The 15,081-nt window shown below is 66.5% G+C and carries 15 protein-coding genes; 7 read left to right on the top strand and 8 right to left on the bottom strand.

Features of this window, described 5'->3' with window-relative positions; all coding sequences use genetic code 11:
* Positions 1-10: 10 nt before the first annotated feature.
* Entirely contained in the window at positions 11-1,768 is a 1,758-nt protein-coding gene (locus ACSQ9E_RS20900; RefSeq protein WP_436219072.1) for a protein kinase domain-containing protein, read from the top strand.
* A 142-nt stretch (positions 1,769-1,910) separates the two neighbouring features.
* Here ACSQ9E_RS20900 and ACSQ9E_RS20895 read toward each other — a convergent pair whose 3' ends face one another.
* Complete coding sequence (locus ACSQ9E_RS20895) at positions 1,911-3,125, bottom strand: MFS transporter (protein ID WP_057265997.1); 1,215 nt, start codon at positions 3,123-3,125, stop codon at positions 1,911-1,913.
* 537 nt (positions 3,126-3,662) lie between these two features.
* On the opposite strand from ACSQ9E_RS20895, the gene ACSQ9E_RS20890 reads away from it, so the two are divergent.
* Positions 3,663-5,312, top strand: coding sequence for a methyl-accepting chemotaxis protein (locus ACSQ9E_RS20890; RefSeq protein WP_436219071.1), 1,650 nt, complete (start codon positions 3,663-3,665; stop codon positions 5,310-5,312).
* A 344-nt stretch (positions 5,313-5,656) separates the two neighbouring features.
* Here the strand turns inward: ACSQ9E_RS20890 and ACSQ9E_RS20885 are convergent, their stop codons facing one another.
* Entirely contained in the window at positions 5,657-6,682 is a 1,026-nt protein-coding gene (locus ACSQ9E_RS20885; RefSeq protein ID WP_436219070.1) for a LacI family DNA-binding transcriptional regulator, read from the bottom strand.
* Between the two features lie 204 nt (positions 6,683-6,886).
* Between ACSQ9E_RS20885 and ACSQ9E_RS20880 the strand changes: the two genes are divergently transcribed.
* Genes ACSQ9E_RS20880 through ACSQ9E_RS20865 form a run of 4 tightly spaced genes read left to right on the top strand, consistent with a single transcriptional unit; the run spans position 6,887 to position 10,273 of the window.
* Positions 6,887-7,375, top strand: coding sequence for a gluconokinase (locus tag ACSQ9E_RS20880; protein WP_436220245.1), 489 nt, complete (start codon positions 6,887-6,889; stop codon positions 7,373-7,375).
* A complete protein-coding gene (locus ACSQ9E_RS20875; RefSeq protein WP_436219069.1) occupies positions 7,372-7,902 on the top strand; it encodes a TRAP transporter small permease in 531 nt (176 codons plus the stop codon). The genes ACSQ9E_RS20880 and ACSQ9E_RS20875 overlap by 4 nt, the downstream gene beginning before the upstream one ends.
* A 5-nt stretch (positions 7,903-7,907) precedes the next feature.
* Positions 7,908-9,203, top strand: a complete 1,296-nt coding sequence (locus tag ACSQ9E_RS20870; RefSeq protein WP_436219068.1) for a TRAP transporter large permease — start codon at positions 7,908-7,910, stop codon at positions 9,201-9,203.
* A gap of 56 nt (positions 9,204-9,259) precedes the next feature.
* Positions 9,260-10,273 carry a TRAP transporter substrate-binding protein gene (locus ACSQ9E_RS20865; protein ID WP_436219067.1) on the top strand — a complete coding sequence of 338 codons (1,014 nt, stop codon included), beginning with the start codon at positions 9,260-9,262 and terminating at the stop codon, positions 10,271-10,273.
* 101 nt (positions 10,274-10,374) lie between these two features.
* Here the strand turns inward: ACSQ9E_RS20865 and ACSQ9E_RS20860 are convergent, their stop codons facing one another.
* The 3 genes from ACSQ9E_RS20860 to ACSQ9E_RS20850 form a co-directional block, all read right to left on the bottom strand.
* Entirely contained in the window at positions 10,375-10,668 is a 294-nt protein-coding gene (locus ACSQ9E_RS20860) for a DUF4148 domain-containing protein (RefSeq protein WP_305746265.1), read from the bottom strand.
* Positions 10,669-10,745: 77 nt separating this feature from the next.
* Positions 10,746-11,039, bottom strand: a complete 294-nt coding sequence (locus ACSQ9E_RS20855) for a DUF4148 domain-containing protein (protein ID WP_436219066.1) — start codon at positions 11,037-11,039, stop codon at positions 10,746-10,748.
* A complete protein-coding gene (locus ACSQ9E_RS20850; RefSeq protein ID WP_428002065.1) occupies positions 11,036-11,287 on the bottom strand; it encodes a hypothetical protein in 252 nt (83 codons plus the stop codon). The genes ACSQ9E_RS20855 and ACSQ9E_RS20850 overlap by 4 nt, the downstream gene beginning before the upstream one ends.
* A 190-nt stretch (positions 11,288-11,477) precedes the next feature.
* Between ACSQ9E_RS20850 and ACSQ9E_RS20845 the strand changes: the two genes are divergently transcribed.
* The gene (locus ACSQ9E_RS20845; protein WP_057199675.1) at positions 11,478-11,915 is read left to right on the top strand and encodes a CBS domain-containing protein; all 438 of its coding nucleotides are present in this window, start codon (positions 11,478-11,480) and stop codon (positions 11,913-11,915) included.
* Positions 11,916-11,991: 76 nt separating this feature from the next.
* On the opposite strand, the gene ACSQ9E_RS20840 is transcribed toward ACSQ9E_RS20845, so the two are convergent.
* The 3 genes from ACSQ9E_RS20840 to ACSQ9E_RS20830 are packed head-to-tail and all read right to left on the bottom strand — an operon-like array spanning position 11,992 to position 15,048.
* Positions 11,992-12,813, bottom strand: coding sequence for an ABC transporter ATP-binding protein (locus ACSQ9E_RS20840; RefSeq protein WP_057265987.1), 822 nt, complete (start codon positions 12,811-12,813; stop codon positions 11,992-11,994).
* On the bottom strand, positions 12,810-13,748 hold the full coding sequence (gene ntrB, locus ACSQ9E_RS20835) for a nitrate ABC transporter permease (protein ID WP_057199677.1): 939 nt from the start codon (positions 13,746-13,748) through the stop codon (positions 12,810-12,812). Before ntrB ends, ACSQ9E_RS20840 begins: the two co-directional genes overlap by 4 nt.
* A gap of 55 nt (positions 13,749-13,803) precedes the next feature.
* Positions 13,804-15,048, bottom strand: coding sequence for a CmpA/NrtA family ABC transporter substrate-binding protein (locus tag ACSQ9E_RS20830; protein ID WP_057199678.1), 1,245 nt, complete (start codon positions 15,046-15,048; stop codon positions 13,804-13,806).
* Positions 15,049-15,081 lie beyond the last annotated feature (33 nt).

The following is a 15,081-nucleotide window of genomic DNA, read 5'->3' as shown; positions in this document are numbered from 1 at the left end:
CCTGTGGTGCATGAGTTTTGAACTGGATTTCGGCTGTGTCTCGCAGGCCGGGCGCAAGGACGGCAACGAGGACTTTGCGGCCCTGGTCGAGGGCCGCGGGCGCGACCTGCCCCGTGGCGCCATTGCCGCCCTGGCCGATGGCGTGAGTGCGGGTGGCAATGGGCGCGAGGCGGCCCAGACCACGGTGCGCACGCTGCTGTCCGACTACTTCGCCACCCCCGAGACCTGGGACACCACGGTGGCCCTGGACCGCATCCTCAGCGCCCACAACGGCTGGCTGGCCGCCATGAACCGGCGGCGCCAGCCCGCCGTGGGGCTGACCACGCTCACGGCCCTTGTGCTGCGCGGCCAGTCCTTCACCGTGGCGCACGTGGGCGATACGCGCGCCTACCTGCTGCGCGACGGGCGGCTGCAGCAGCTCACGGCCGACCATGTGATCGCGCAGCGCGACCTGGCGCACCAGCTCACGCGCGCCCTGGGGCTCGACGACCATGTGGTGGTGGACTACAGCCAGGGGGAGCTGCAGAGCGGCGACCTGTTCCTGCTGGTGTCCGACGGTGTGCATGGCAGCCTGCCCGAGCGCGAGCTGCGCAGCCTGATGCGACAGGGCCAGGCGCCGCAAACGCTGTGCGAGGAACTGGTGCGCACAGCCCTGCGCCGGGGCAGCAGCGACAATGTGACCGCCATGGCTGTGCAGGTGCGCGGCGTGCTCGAAGCCACCCTGCAGGACGAATCGCGGCGCGCCCAGGAGCTGCCGGTGCTGCCCCTGCTCAAGGTGGGCGATGCGGTCGACGGCCTGGTGGTCACCGCGCTGGTGGCCGACAGCGGCATCCACCGCATCTACCAGGTGCGCGACCCTGCCAGCCAGCGCCTGTATGCGCTCAAGACCTTGAACCCCCAGCGCGCGCACGATGGCGAAGAGCGCGCCACGCTGGCGCACGAGGCCTGGGTGGCGAGGCGCATGCAGTCGGGCAGTGCGGCGGCCCATCTGGCCTGCCTGAACGACTGGCCTGCCGCCGCATCAGGCGCCAGCAGCAGTTTTTTCTACCTGCTCTATGACTGGCACCGGGGCGAGACCCTGGGGCAGCAACTGCGCCGGCGCCAGCCCTTTGGCGTGGCGCGCACCGTTGGCGTGCTCACCCAGGCCGTGCGCGTGCTGGGCCTGTTGCACCGCCAGGGTGTGGTGCACCGTGATATCAAGCCCGACAACCTGCACCTGGGCGACGACGGCGTGCTGCGCGTGCTCGACCTGGGGGTGGCGCTCAGCGGCCGCGAGCCCGAGGCCACGCGCCTGCTGCATGCCGGCACGCCGAGCTACATGAACCCCGAGCAATGGCCTGGCTATGACCGCAGTGCTGATGGCGAGACCGGGCAGATGCCCGACGCCGGCAGCGACCTGTTTGCGCTGGGCGTGACGCTGTACCAGTTGCTCAGCCATGGGCGCTTGCCCTACGGCGACGTGGTGCCCTACCAGATCGGGCGCTACCACCGCGACCCGGTGGCCCCGAGCCGCCACAACCCCGAGGTACCCATCTGGCTGGACCAGATCGCCTTGAAGGCCGTGGCGCGCCAGCGCGCCCAGCGCTTCGAGACGGCAGAGGAGCTGCTGCTGGCGCTGGAGCGTGGCGCCTCGCGGCCCCTGCACGCGCATGCACCGCTGGCGCCGCTGATGCAGCGCGACGCCACGGCGATCTGGAAGATTGCGCTGGCGGTGAGCGTGCTGGTGAACCTGCTGCTGGTGTATTGGGTGTTGTTTCTGCCGAGGTGAGGTTGGGCGCACGTCCTCCCTTCTAGCTGACGTGAGGGCAACGCTGCGCGTTGGCTGGCTCGCGCCAGCTCAGGCGCTGCGCGCCACCCTCTCTTTCGCTGGAAATGGGGCAAGCGCTGACGCGCTTACCGGCTGGCGCCGGTCACGCGCTGCGCGCGCGGCCCCCCTTCTCTGCCCACGTGCGCGTCCAGCGGATCTGCATCACGCGCAGCAGCACCAGCATGGCCGCGGCGCACACGGCGATGGAGACGAAGCCCCACAGGTAGGTGCCGCTGTACTGGCGCGACAGGCCCATGGCGTTGGGGATCAGGCCGCCACCCAGGGCGCCGATCTCGCCGATCATGGAGCCGGCCACGGCCGTGGACAGGGGCCAGCGCAGCGGCACCAACTGGAACAGTGCGCCGTTGCCCGCGCCCAGTGCAGCAAAGCACACCAGGAACAGCAGCATCGTGACCGGCAGCGAGTTCTCGGCCAGCCCGCACAGCACCAGGCTCACCGTGGTGATGGCGAGCACGCCCGTGAGGGTGTTCACCCCGCCCCACAGGTCCGACAGCCAGCCGCCCAGCACGCGCAGCGCCGCACCCAGAAAGGCGGCCATCATGGTCAACTGGCCGGCCTGCACCTTGCTCACGCCGAACTGGTCGTAGAAGTAGGTGGGCATGAAGGCGATGAGGCCGATGAAGCCACCGAACGTCACGGCGTAGATCAGGCTGAAGGCCCAGCCGTCCTTCTCGAACAGGCAGGCGATGTGTTCGCGGAACGAGGCGTGGGGCGCCCGGTCCGGTGGCTCCTTGGCGTAGACGGCCATCACGAGGGCGGGGATGGCCACGCCCACGGCGGCAAAGCCGTAGACCGACTGCCAGCCGAACTTCTGCGCCAGCACGGGGGCCAGCAGTGCGGACACGGCCGTGCCCACGTTGCCCGCGCCCACGATGCCCATGGCCAGGCCCTTGTAGCGGGGCGGGAACGAGCCCGAACCCAGCGACAGCGCCACGCCGAAGCTCGCCCCCGCCACGCCCAGCAGCACGCCCATGGCCAGCAGGTCGTTGTAGTCGTTGACGAACAGGTAGCCGTAGCCCATGGCGATGAAGATGCCGGCCATCTCCACCAGCGTGGCGTTCTTGCGCCCGATGTACTGCGCCAGGATTCCCAGCGGAAAGCGCATCAGCGCGCCGGCGAAGATCGGGATGGACAGCATGATCCCCATCTGCGTGGGGGTGAGTTTCAGGCTCTCGGTGATGAAGGGTGCCATCGCACCGTTGATGACCCACACCGCGCACGAAAAGGCGAAGTAGAGAAACGCAGACCACAGCGTGGGGGAGTGGCCGGATTTGAAGAAGTCCCGAAATTGAAGCATGGATGTCTCGCGTGGAAAGGGCGTCTGCCTGCATGGCGGTAGGACCTGCCTGCAGCGCTGCTCTGTGCCGTGGCTTGCAACGGAAAGGAAAACAGAAAAACAAAAAGGCGTCCGCACGGAGCACGCTGGCCAGTGGCCAACGACTCTCCATGGGGACGCCTGCGTCCTGTGCCTGCCGGATGCGCCTTTGCACCGGGCAACACAAACGGCCAACTTTGGCCGTGCTGCATTCCAAGCAAGGCGTGTGCCAATGTTGGTGCGCTCGGTGGTACGGGCCGAAACTGCCGGCAAAGTGCCGTGCTCAGTCAGTCGACTGCTATTGATTTTGATTGTTTGCCTGGCACCAGTGACCCGGCGTGGTGCGCAGTGGAGGCGGTGCGTGTCGGCGTGCACCATGCCCCGCACCAGGCTGGGGATGCCTGCCTTGCGCAAATGTTGTTTGCGCGATGGGGGCATTGCTTCTAGGATGTTTTTACCGCTGCAGGGTCGGATGGCCACAGACAGCGGGGACGAGATGGCATCCGTGGAGGGAATCCAATGCGCGTGAATCTGCCGGTCAGTACCCAAGAGTACGTTTTTCCCAAAGGCGAAACCCTGGTCTCCACGACCGATCTCAAGGGCCGCATCCTCTACTGCAATCCGATGTTCATCGAGGTCAGCGGTTATGAGAAGGAAGAACTCCTGGGCCAGCCCCACAACATGATCCGCCACCCGGAGATGCCCGAGGAGGCCTTCCGCGACATGTGGGAGACCATCGGCAACGGCCAGCCGTGGTCGGCAGCGGTGAAGAACCGGCGCAAGGACGGTAGCTTCTACTGGGTTATGGCCAACGTCACGCCGCTGATGCAGGGCGAGCACCCTACCGGCTACATGTCGGTGCGTACCGAGGCCACGCGCGATCAGATCCAGGCCGCCGACCGGCTCTACGCCACCATGCGTGCCGAGAAGGAGCGCGGCAGCCTGGTGCATGTGCTGCGCAACGGGCGCCTGGTCAAAAACACCGCCTGGGGCACCCTGGCGGCACGGCTTCAGTTCGGCCCCATGGGCAAAATGTGCCTGTGCCTGTTCGTCCTGGTGCTGGCGGCCTGGGGGGCTGCCGAGGTAGGCGGGCACAGTTTCTCGTTCGGTTCGGGCCTGGCGTGGGTGGGCGTGTTGGCGCTGGCGCTCGCCATGGCCTGGTACCTGCACCAGGCCACGGTGGCGCCGCTGTCGCAGATGCTGGGCTGGGCCAACCGCATGGCAGCGGGTGACCTCACGCAGAAGATCGAGGTCACGCGCGACGACACCGTGGGCAGCCTGCAGAAGGCGCTGTCGCAGCTCAACGTGAACCTGTTGTCCATCGTGCGCGACGCTCGCCAGGAGAGCGAGCGCATGCAGGTCTCCACGCGCGAGATCGCGCAGGGCAACCAGGACCTGTCGTCCCGCACCGAGACGCAGGCCAGCAACCTGCAACAGACGGCGGCGTCGATGGAGGAGATCACCGGTACCGTCAAGCACACGGCCGAATCGGCGCGCCAGGCCACGGTGCTGGCCACGCAGGCGACCTCGGTAGCCGAGCGCAGCAAGGAAGCGGTCGATGGCGTGGCAGAGACCATGAAGCAGATCCAGACCGCCTCGGGCCGCATCGGCGAGATCACCCAGCTCATCGACAGCATCGCCTTCCAGACCAACATCCTGGCGCTCAATGCCGCCGTGGAGGCCGCGCGTGCGGGCGACCAGGGGCGGGGCTTCGCGGTCGTGGCGTCCGAGGTGCGCAGCCTCTCGCACCGCACGCTGTCGGCCGCCAAGGAGATCCGCCAGCTCATCGACGACTCGGCCACCAAGGTGCAGGAGGGCCACCAGAAGACCGACACGGCGCAAAAGACCATGGGCGAATCGCTGGAGCTGGTGCGCCGCGTGAACACGCTGATCGGCGAGATCCACAACGCCTCCAACGAGCAGCTCACCGGCATCTCACAGGTCAATGCCGCCGTGGCCCAGCTGGACACCATCACGCAGCAGAACGCTGCATTGGTGGAGGAGAACGCCGCCTCGGCCATGGAGCTGCAGGGCCAGGCCCAATCGGTGACCGAGACGGTGGCGGTGTTCCGCCTGGATGCGTCGGCGCCCACGCAGGCCCACGACGCCGTGGCCTTGCGCAAGGCCATGAAGTCGACGTCGTCACAGCGCGCACTGGTATCCGCGTAGTCGTCAACCTTCGCCCAGCCCTCCGAAGCTGGCGCGGCCAAAGGCCAGTGCCCCCGCGCAAGGGCCGCCCCGCCGCGAAGGCGGCGTAACCAGCGCTTGCGTTGGGGGCGTCCCCCTCCCGACCCGCGCAGCGGGTCGGGAGGGGGGGTGAAGGCGCGCAGCGCCAGGGGGGGCCTCTTTACGTGCTGGCGCGTACCTCGGCGTGACAATCCTTTGAAACTGGCGCGGCCGAGCCCAGTGCCCCCGCGCAAGGGCCGCCCCGCCGCGCTGGGGGCGTCCCCCTCCCAGATTGCGAAGCAATATGAGAGAGGGGGAAGGCGCGAAGCGACTCAGGGGGTGCCTCTTTACGTACTTTCGCGCACCGTGAGCTCGAACCCCAGGTTCACCGAGTTGTGCTCCACGGGCTCGCCGCGCATCAGCGCCAGCAGCATGCGCGCGCTGGCCTCGCCGATCGAGGAGCGCGGTGTGCGCACCGTGGTCAGCGTGGGCAGCATCTGGTCGCTGCCGGCCAGGTCGTTGAAACCCGCCACGGCCACCTGGCCGGGCACGGCGATGCCCAGGCGCTGCGCGGCCAGCAGGCCGCCCTGGGCCAGGTCGTCGTTGTTGAAGAAGATCGCGTCCACGTCGGGCTGGGTGCGCAGCATCTGCTCGAACAGCTCGGCCCCCAGGCGGATGGACGAGGGCTGCGCGCTCAGCAGTTCCAGCCGCGGGTCGTGCAGGCCGGCGTCCCTCAGGCAGCGGCGGTAGCCCTCGGCGCGCTGCATGGTGCGCGGGTCCAGCTGTGCCGCCACGAAGGCCACGCGGCGGCGGCCGCGCTCCAGCAGGTGGGCGGTGATGCGGTGGCCCGCGTCCTGCTGTGAAAAGCCCACGCAGTACACGCCGGGCGCCGGGGTCATCTCCATCAGGTGCACGCAGGGCACGCCGCTGGCGGCAATCATCTGGCGTGCGGACTCGGTGCGGTCAAAGCCCGTCACCAGCAGGCCTGCCGGCCGGTGCGCGAGGTAGGTGCGCAGCAGTTGCTCCTCCTCCTCGGGGTCGTAGTGGGTCACGCCGATCAGCGCCTGGTAGCCGTGCGGGAACAGGGTGCGGTGCACGGCGTCGAGCACGTCCACGAACAGTGCGTTGGACAGCAGCGGCACCAGCACCGGCACCTGCACGCTGCGCTGCGATGCCAGGGCGCGCGCGGCAGGGTCGGGCACGTAGCCCATCTGGGCGGCCGCGGCCTTCACGCGCTGCACCAGTTCGTCGGCCACGCCGCGCTCGCCGCGCAGCGCACGCGAGGCGGTGATGGGGCTCACGCCGGCGGCCTCGGCCACCTGGCTGAGCGTGACGCGGCCGCTCGAGCGCCGCCGGGGTTCGGGTCTGATCAAGGGTTTTCCCTCGCTTGGTTATGGCCTGATGGATTTAGGATAGCGCTGTCCAAAGGCAAGAGCAAGGCCAGCACGCGCCGTAGTGTGGCATTTTCCCCTGTGGAACCCGAATTTTCCCCTCATCCCGCCGGGATGTTTTTTTGAAGCTTGTTGGATAGCGCTACCAATATGAACAGTCCGCCGTCACCGGTATTCCTCGTGGTCATGGGCGTGGCCGGCTGCGGCAAGTCCAGCCTGGGCGCTGCCGTCGCCCAGGCCCAGGGCCTGCCCCTGATCGAAGGGGACGACCACCACAGCCCCGCCAGCCGCGAGAAGATGCGCCAGGGCATTGCCCTGACCGACGCCGACCGCGAGGGCTGGCTGGCCACGCTGGGCCAGTTGCTGCAGAACCACCCGCAGGGTGCCGTGCTGACCTGTTCGGCCCTCAAGAAGGCCTACCGCGACCGCCTGCGCGCCGCCTGTCCCGGCGTGCGCTTCGCGTTCCTGGAGATCGACCGGGCCCATGCCGGCGAGCGTGTGGCCGCCCGGGTGAACACCCACTTCTTTTCCACCACCCTGGTGGACAGCCAGTTCGCCACGCTGCAGTCGCCCGTGGGCGAACCCGGCGTGCTGCGCCTGGATGCCTTGCTTTCCATCCCCGCATTGCAGGCCCAGGTGTCCGCCTGGCTTGCCGTCAAGGAACCCACGCCATGAGCGCCGATACCTCCCTCCCCGATCCCGTGCCAGCCCACCGGGCCCCGAGCCGCTTTGAAAAGGGGGCCCAGGTGCTGATGGCCAGCTGCCTGGGCGTGATGGCCGTGGCGGTCTTCGTCAACGTGGTGCTGCGCTATGGCTTTGGCAGCGGCATCGCCGCCAGCGAGGAGTTGTCGCGCCTGCTGTTCGTCTGGATGGTATTCATCGGCGCTGCTGCCGCCTACCCGGCGGGCGAGCACATGGCCTTCACCAGCCTGGCCGGGCTGCTGGTCCGCAAGCCGCTGGCCTTCGGCCTGCTCACCGCGCTCATCCGGCTGCTGGTGATCGCCGCCTGCGCCATGCTGGCCTGGGGCGCCTGGCAGCAGGTGGTCGTGGGCCTGGGCAGCCACTCGGTGGTGCTGGGCTATTCGGCGGCGCTGCTGCCGCTGCCCGCCTTGCTGTGCTCGGCGGCCATCGCGGTGATGGCATTCATCGAATTGATTCAACGCGTGCCACTGGACCTCGGTCACGGCGCGGAAGTGGAGTGACGGCCATGGGTCCCGAAGCACAGGCATTCATTGTTTTTTCGCTGGGCATGCTGGTGTTCATGGGCACGGGCATGAACATGGGCCTGGCCCTGGTGCTCACCGGTGCCGGCATGGCCTGGGTGCTCGATTTCTTCGACACGCAGTTGCTGGCCCAGAACCTGGTGGCCGGGGTGGACAGCTTTCCGCTGCTGGCCGTGCCCTTCTTCATCCTGGCCGGCGAGCTGATGAACTCCGGGGGCATCAGCCGGCGCATCATCGAGATGGCGCAGGCCTGGGTCGGCCACATCCGCGGCGGGCTGGGCTACGTGGCCATCGGCGCTGCCGTGCTCATGGCCAGCATGAGCGGCTCGGCCCTTGCCGATACGGCGGCGCTGGCCACCATCCTCTTGCCCATGATGCGCCAGCAGGGCTACCCGATGAACACCTCGGCCGGGCTGATCGCCTCGGGTGGGATCATTGCGCCCATCATCCCGCCGTCGATGCCCTTCGTGATCTATGGCGTGACGACCAACACCTCCATCTCGGCGCTGTTCGTCTCGGGCATCGTGCCGGGGCTGATGATGGGGGTGGGCCTGATCTTCGCGTGGCGCTGGGTGCTGCGCGGCATGGACCTGCCGCCAAGCCGCGCGCCGCTGCCCCTGCGCGAGCGCCTGCGCGCCACGGTCAAGGCGTTCTGGGCCATGCTCATGCCGCTGATCATCATCGGTGGCATGAAGTCGGGCGTGTTCACGCCCACCGAAGCTGCCGTGGTCGCTGCCTTCTATGCCCTGGCCGTGGCCCTGTTCGTGCACCGCGAGATGCGCGTGCCCGAGATCTACGGCGTGCTGGTGCGCGCCGCCAAGACCACGGCCATCGTGATGTTCCTGTGCGCCGGCGCCCAGGTGGCCAGCTACATGATCACCCTGGCCGACCTGCCCACGGTGCTGACCGGCTGGCTCGGCCCGCTGGTGGAGAATCCGCGCCTCTTGATGGCCGTGATGATGATCGTGCTGGTGCTCATCGGCACGGCGCTGGACCTCACGCCCACCATCCTGATCTTTGCTCCGGTGATGCTTCCCATCGCCGTCAAGGCGGGGATCGACCCGGTGTACTTCGGCCTGATGTTCGTGCTCAACGGCGCCATCGGCCTGATCACCCCGCCCGTGGGCACGGTGCTCAACGTGGTGGCCGGCGTGGGCCGCATCTCGATGCACAGCGTCATCAAGGGCGTCAACCCCTTCCTGCTCACCTACGTGCTGATCCTGTCGCTGCTGGTGGTTTTCCCTCAGCTGGTGACGGCCCCCGTGCACTGGATGCGCTGATGGCGCCGCGCCCCTCTTTTTCCCTGCCTTTCTTTCCCTTGCCAATGGAGACAACCATGAAGACTTTCCGCCGTACCCTGCTGGCCGCCCTGTCGGTCGCCGCTGTCGCCGCCTCGTTCCAGGCAGCTGCCCAGGATTTCAAGCCGCGCATCATCCGTTTCGGCTACGGCCTGAACGAAGTGTCCAACCAGGGCCGCGCCACCAAGCTGTTCGCGCAAGAGGTCGAAAAAGCCTCGGGCGGCAAGATGAAGGTGCGCGCCATCGGCGCCGCCGCCCTGGGCTCTGACGTGCAGATGCAGCAGGCGCTGGTCGGCGGCGCGCAGGAGATGATGGTCGGCTCCACCGCCACGCTGGTGGGCATCACCAAGGAAATGGCGATCTGGGACACGCCCTTCCTGTTCAACAACGCCAAGGAGGCCGACGTCGTGCTCGACGGCCCCGTGGGCCAGAAGGTCATGGACAAGCTGCAGGAAAAAGGCCTGGTGGGCCTGGTGTACTGGGAGAACGGCTTTCGCAACCTGACCAACAGCAAGCGCCCCGTGACCAAGCTCGAGGACATGAACGGCATCAAGCTGCGCGTGATGCAGAACAACGTGTTCCTCGACAGCTTCAAGACCCTGGGCGCCAATGCCGTGCCGCTGCCGTTCTCGGAGCTGTTCACGGCCCTGGAGACCAACACCGTGGACGGCCAGGAGAACCCCTACAACACCATCCTGTCGAGCAAGTTCTACGAGGTGCAGAAGTACCTCACGGTCACCAACCACGTCTACAGCCCCTGGATCGTGCTGGTCAGCAAGAAATACTGGGATGGTCTCTCAAAGGCCGAGCAGAAGGTGCTGCTCGATGCTGCCAAGAAGAGCCGCGAGTTCGAGCGCCAGGACACCCGCGACGAAGCCAACAAGGCGCTGGCCGACTTGAAGGGCAAGGGCATGCAGGTCAACGAACTGTCGTCTGCCGAAGCCAGCCGCATGCGCGAAAGGCTCGGCGCCGTGAACGCCAGCATTGCGGCCAACGTGGGTGAAGACCTGTGGAAGGAAGTGCAGGGCGCGGTGGCTGCGGCGCGCAAATAAGCCGTATTCGCCCAGATGGCAAAAGGCCGGAGCCCCTTGCGGGGCCCCGGCCTTTTTTGCAGGAGGCTGCCGTGCGGTCGGCAGACCCGCTGCCTGGCAGATTACATCGAGCCGAGTTCGCCCGAAGAGATCTTGCCCATGCGCACGGCGTCGGCAGCCTGGGCCTGCACGGCAGCGCGGTCGGCGGTCGATTGGTAAGACACCACGCGCGAGCCAGCGGGTTCGGTGCTGCGGGTCTTGGCCACGGTGGCGGCGTCGGCCATCACTTCGACACGGGTGCGGCTGGTCTCGAACTTCGTGGCGAACTGCGAAGCGTCGGCTTCGTCAGCCTGGGCACCGAAAGAAGCGAAAGCGGCAACAGCGGCGATGGAGAGGAAACGTGCGGTGGTGTTCATGGTGAAACTCCTGTGAAATTCAAAAAATAGGGACGAGGTACTGGGGAATACGGGGCAATACGCCAACTGGATGCGAATTACAGTGCGCCGATTTCGCCAGCAGAGATCTGGCCGGTGCGAACAGCGTCGGCAGCCTGGGCACGCACGGCAGCGCGGTCGGCCGTGGACTTGTAGGTCACCACACGCGAACCAGCGGGTTCGATGCTGCGGGTCTGTGCCACGGTAGCGGCTTCAGCGGCCACTTCGGCGCGGGTGCGGCTGGTGTCGAACTTGGTGGCGAATTGCGAAGCATCGGCCTCGTCGGCCTGGGCACCGAAAGAAGCGAAAGCGGCAACAGCGGCGATGGAGAGGAAGCGTGCGGTCGTGTTCATGATGAAAGTCCTTGAAGGTAAAAGCGTCTCAAAAAAACCGGAACGGCTGCGAAACAAATGAAGCTGCTGAACCGGGTTCGGTGAGTCGCCTTGCGGGTTCGGCTCATCGATGGGTTGAACTGTACGCCTGCGGTGTTCAGAGAAAAACCACTGAGTCGCAAACTAACTGTTCCGGTATCAGAAACAATCCACAGAGTTCCTGCGGTGCTCAGCTTGCTTGTTCCCGAGAGAGCCAGCGCGTTGAACATGGGTGTATCGTGCCGGGTTAACCCGTACCGGGGGTCTCGACGCGGTTTCGTTTCTTTTCGGTTTGTTTCGACCGCAGCGCAGTGCAACAGCGCAGAAACATCGGCGTGGAGTGCTTCGGCTTGCGCTCGTGGAGCAGATGGGCTGAAATGAGCCTGTGCCCCGTTCCACGTCTTTCAGAGGGAGGTTTCCATGACCGTCGTAGCCAAGATTCTTCAGTCCAAGCCTGACTCCACCGTGCACACCATCCGGCCCACCGATTCCGTGCTCTCTGCCCTGCAGCTCATGGCCGACAAGGGCATCGGCGCCCTGGTGGTCACCGAAGGGGACGCCATCGTGGGCATCTTCACCGAGCGTGACTACGCGCGAAAGATCGCGCTCCTGGGCCGCACCTCTGCCGCCACGCTGGCGCGCGACGTGATGACCAGCGCCGTGCGCTTCGTGCGGCCCGACCAGACCAGCGAGCAGTGCATGCAGATCATGAGCACCGGACGCCTGCGCCACCTGCCCGTGGTGGACGGCGGCAAGCTCGTGGGCATGATCTCCATCGGTGACCTGGTCAAGGACATCATTTCCGAGCAGAAATTCATCATCGAGCAGCTGGAGCAGTACATCTCCGGCGCGCACTGAGCATGAAAAAAGGCGTTGGCCACACAGGTCCAACGCCTTTGCGCAGGTGCCGCACCGGCGAGCCGGTGCAAGGCCTTCAAGCCGCTTTCTCGACGTGCCCCTGGCGCGTGTAGAGGAAATCGATCACCGCCTTGCGGTAGTGCACGTACTGCGGGTCTTCGGCCAGTTCCACGCGCTTGCGCGGGCGGGCCAGGTCGACCTGCAGCACCTCGCCGATGGTGGCGGCCGGGCCATTGGTCATCATCACGATCTTGTCGGACAGCAGCACGGCTTCGTCCACGTCGTGCGTGACCATCACCACGGTGCTTTGCGTGCGCGCCACGATCTCCAGCAGTTCGTCCTGCAGTTTGGCGCGGGTCAGGGCATCCAGGGCGCCGAAGGGCTCGTCCATCAGCAGCACCTGGGGTTCCATCGACAAGGCGCGGGCGATGCCCACGCGCTGCTTCATGCCGCCGGAGATCTCGCCGGGGCGCTTCTGGCCGGCGTGCGTGAGGCCCACCAGGGCCAGCGCCGCATCGGTGCGCGCCTTGAGTTCGGCCTTGCTTTCGCGGCCGCTGAATACGCGCTCCACCGCCAGGTAGACGTTGTCGAAGCAGGTCAGCCAGGGCAGCAGCGAATGGTTCTGGAACACCACGGCGCGCTCGGGGCCGGGGCCCTTGATCTCCTTGTTGGCGCACAGCAGGACGCCGGCCGTGGGCGTGGTCAGGCCGGCGATCAGGTTCAGCAGCGTGGACTTGCCGCAGCCCGAGTGGCCGATCAGCGCCACGAACTCGCCCTTGGCGATGGTCAGGTCGATCCCCTTGAGCGCGGGGAACAGGCCCTTGGCGGTCTTGAAGGTCTGCTCGACCCCTTGCACCTGGATGAACTTGGCCGATTGCGATGCGGTAGCGGTAGTCATGCCTTCACCTCTTCGAATGTGAATGCGGTGGCCAGCTTGATGAGCGCGAACTCCAGCGCCAGCCCCACGATGCCGATCACGAAGATCGCGATGATGATGTTCTTGACGTTCAGGTTGTTCCACTCGTCCCACACCCAGAAGCCGATGCCCACGCCGCCGGTCAGCATCTCGGCGGCCACGATCACCAGCCAGGCCGTACCCACGGCCAGGCGCACGCCGGTCAGCATGTAGGGCAGCACGGCGGGGAACAGGATCTTGGTGGCGATCTTCCACTCCGAGAGGTTGAGCACGCGGGCTACGTTCATGTAGTCCTGCGGTACGCGCTGCACGCCCACGGCGGTGTTGATGATCATGGGCCAGATGGAGCAGATGAAGATGGTCCAGATGGCGGCGGGGTTGGCGCCCTTGAACACCAGCAGGCCGATGGGCAGCCAGGCCAGCGGCGACACCGGGCGCAGCAGGCTGATCAGCGGGTTGAACATGCGCGACAGGAAGTTGAAGCGCCCGATCACGAAGCCCGCGGGGATGCCGACAATTGCCGCCAGGCCGAAGCCCACCGCCACGCGCTCCAGCGACATCAGCACGTTCCAGCCCACGCCCTGGTCATTGGGGCCATTGCGGTAGAAGGGGTTGCTGAAGATCTCCAGGGCCTGCGCCCAGGTTTCCAGCGGGCCGGGGATGCTCTTGCCGGTGGTGGTAGATACCACGGCCCACACGCCGATCAGCAGGCCCAGGCCGCACAGCGGTGGCAGCACGGCCATCCAGAAGGCGCGTGAAAGTGCCGCCCAGTCGCGGGGCGCGCGCTGGGCAGGAAGGGGCCTGGCATCCGCTTCCTTGCGGGCCTCGTTGTGGCTGGCTGCAATGCGCGCAGGGGCCGCAGCGGGGGTATCGGCCGGCAAAGCGGCGGGAGGGGAGTGGAAGACGGCACTGACCATGGTGGATCTCCTGTGCAGGTGGCAATGGGGGGGCGGTTTGGGTGGCTCTGCGGCCTCAGGCCTTGATCTTGAAGCCGTCGGCGTACTTGGCGGGGTCCTTGCCGTCCCAGACGACACCGTCCATGAGCTTGCTGGTCCGCATGGCGTCCTTGGGCACATTGATCTTCATGGCGCTGGCCACCGATTTGTACAGATCCACCTGGTTGATCTGTTTGGCCACGGCCAGGTAGTCCGGGTGGCTCTTGAGCAGGCCCCAGCGCTTGTGCTGGGTGAGGAACCACATGCCGTCGGACAGGTAGGGGAAGTTCACCGCACCATCGTTGAAGAACTTCATGTGGTTGGGATCGTCCCAGGTCTTGCCCATGCCGTTCTGGTAGCGGCCCAGGATGCGCTGGTTGATCGCGTCCACGCTGGTGTTGATGTAGGCCTTCTGGGCCACGGTCTCGGCCATCTTCATCTTGTTGGACAGGCTGGCGTCGATCCACTGGCTGGCTTCCAGAATCGCCATCATCACGGCGCGCGTGGTGTTGGGGTTCTTCTTCACGAACTCGGCGGTGGTACCGAGCACCTTCTCGGGGTGGTCCTTCCAGATGTCCTGTGTGGTGTTCGCCGTGATGCCAATGCCATCCATGATGGCGCGGTGGTTCCAGGGTTCGCCCACGCAGAAGCCGTCCATGTTGCCCACGCGCATGTTGGCCACCATCTGCGGTGGCGGCACGGTGATCAGCTTGGCGCCCGACAGCGGGTTGATGCCTGCGGCGGCCAGCCAATAGTGCATCCACATCGCGTGCGTGCCCGTGGGGAAGGTGCCTGCAAAGGTGTACTCGCGCTTTTCCTTTTCCATGAGCTTGGCCAGGGAGGGGCCGTCCACGGCGCCCTTGTCCGCAATCGCCTTGGACAGCGAGATGGCCTGCCCGTTGTTGTTCAGGCTCATCAGCACGGCCATGTCCTTCTTGGGGCCGGCCGTGCCCAGGTGCACGCCGTAGACCAGGCCATACAGCACGTGAGCGAAGTCGAGTTCACCGTTGACCAGCTTGTCGCGCACGCCGGCCCAGCTGGCTTCCTTGGTGGGGATGATGGTCACGCCGTACTTCTTGTCGAAGCCCAGCACCGAGGCCATCACCACGCTGGCGCAGTCGGTCAGCGGGATGAAGCCGATCTTCACTTCCTTCTTCTCGGGCGCATCGGAGCCCTGTGCGTGAACAAGAGCGCGCAGGGCTGGGCTCACGCCCACGGCGCCCACGGTGGCTGCCTGCAGCACGGTGCGGCGGTTGAGGCTGGTTTTGAGCAGATCGGTCATGGGGCTCCCCTGGTGGCGTGAAAAACAAAAAAG

Origin of the sequence: Acidovorax sp. LjRoot118, assembly GCF_964253575.1 — a bacterium.
GTDB lineage: Bacteria > Pseudomonadota > Gammaproteobacteria > Burkholderiales > Burkholderiaceae_C > Acidovorax.
The sequence above is the reverse complement of the archived record's forward strand: the minus strand, read 5'-3'. Positions and strand labels throughout refer to the sequence as shown.

What these genes read in the sequence shown, in the direction of transcription:
- ACSQ9E_RS20900 (WP_436219072.1), top strand. Translation starts at nt 11, where the DNA reads ATGAGTTTTGAACTGGATTTCGGCTGTGTCTCGCAGGCCGGGCGCAAG.
- ACSQ9E_RS20895 (WP_057265997.1), bottom strand. Translation starts at nt 3,125, where the DNA reads ATGCTTCAATTTCGGGACTTCTTCAAATCCGGCCACTCCCCCACGCTG.
- ACSQ9E_RS20890 (WP_436219071.1), top strand. Translation starts at nt 3,663, where the DNA reads ATGCGCGTGAATCTGCCGGTCAGTACCCAAGAGTACGTTTTTCCCAAA.
- ACSQ9E_RS20880 (WP_436220245.1), top strand. Translation starts at nt 6,887, where the DNA reads ATGGGCGTGGCCGGCTGCGGCAAGTCCAGCCTGGGCGCTGCCGTCGCC.
- ACSQ9E_RS20875 (WP_436219069.1), top strand. Translation starts at nt 7,372, where the DNA reads ATGAGCGCCGATACCTCCCTCCCCGATCCCGTGCCAGCCCACCGGGCC.
- ACSQ9E_RS20870 (WP_436219068.1), top strand. Translation starts at nt 7,908, where the DNA reads ATGGGTCCCGAAGCACAGGCATTCATTGTTTTTTCGCTGGGCATGCTG.
- ACSQ9E_RS20865 (WP_436219067.1), top strand. Translation starts at nt 9,260, where the DNA reads ATGAAGACTTTCCGCCGTACCCTGCTGGCCGCCCTGTCGGTCGCCGCT.
- ACSQ9E_RS20860 (WP_305746265.1), bottom strand. Translation starts at nt 10,668, where the DNA reads ATGAACACCACCGCACGTTTCCTCTCCATCGCCGCTGTTGCCGCTTTC.
- ACSQ9E_RS20855 (WP_436219066.1), bottom strand. Translation starts at nt 11,039, where the DNA reads ATGAACACGACCGCACGCTTCCTCTCCATCGCCGCTGTTGCCGCTTTC.
- ACSQ9E_RS20850 (WP_428002065.1), bottom strand. Translation starts at nt 11,287, where the DNA reads ATGTTCAACGCGCTGGCTCTCTCGGGAACAAGCAAGCTGAGCACCGCA.
- ACSQ9E_RS20845 (WP_057199675.1), top strand. Translation starts at nt 11,478, where the DNA reads ATGACCGTCGTAGCCAAGATTCTTCAGTCCAAGCCTGACTCCACCGTG.
- ACSQ9E_RS20840 (WP_057265987.1), bottom strand. Translation starts at nt 12,813, where the DNA reads ATGACTACCGCTACCGCATCGCAATCGGCCAAGTTCATCCAGGTGCAA.
- ntrB (WP_057199677.1), bottom strand. Translation starts at nt 13,748, where the DNA reads ATGGTCAGTGCCGTCTTCCACTCCCCTCCCGCCGCTTTGCCGGCCGAT.
- ACSQ9E_RS20830 (WP_057199678.1), bottom strand. Translation starts at nt 15,048, where the DNA reads ATGACCGATCTGCTCAAAACCAGCCTCAACCGCCGCACCGTGCTGCAG.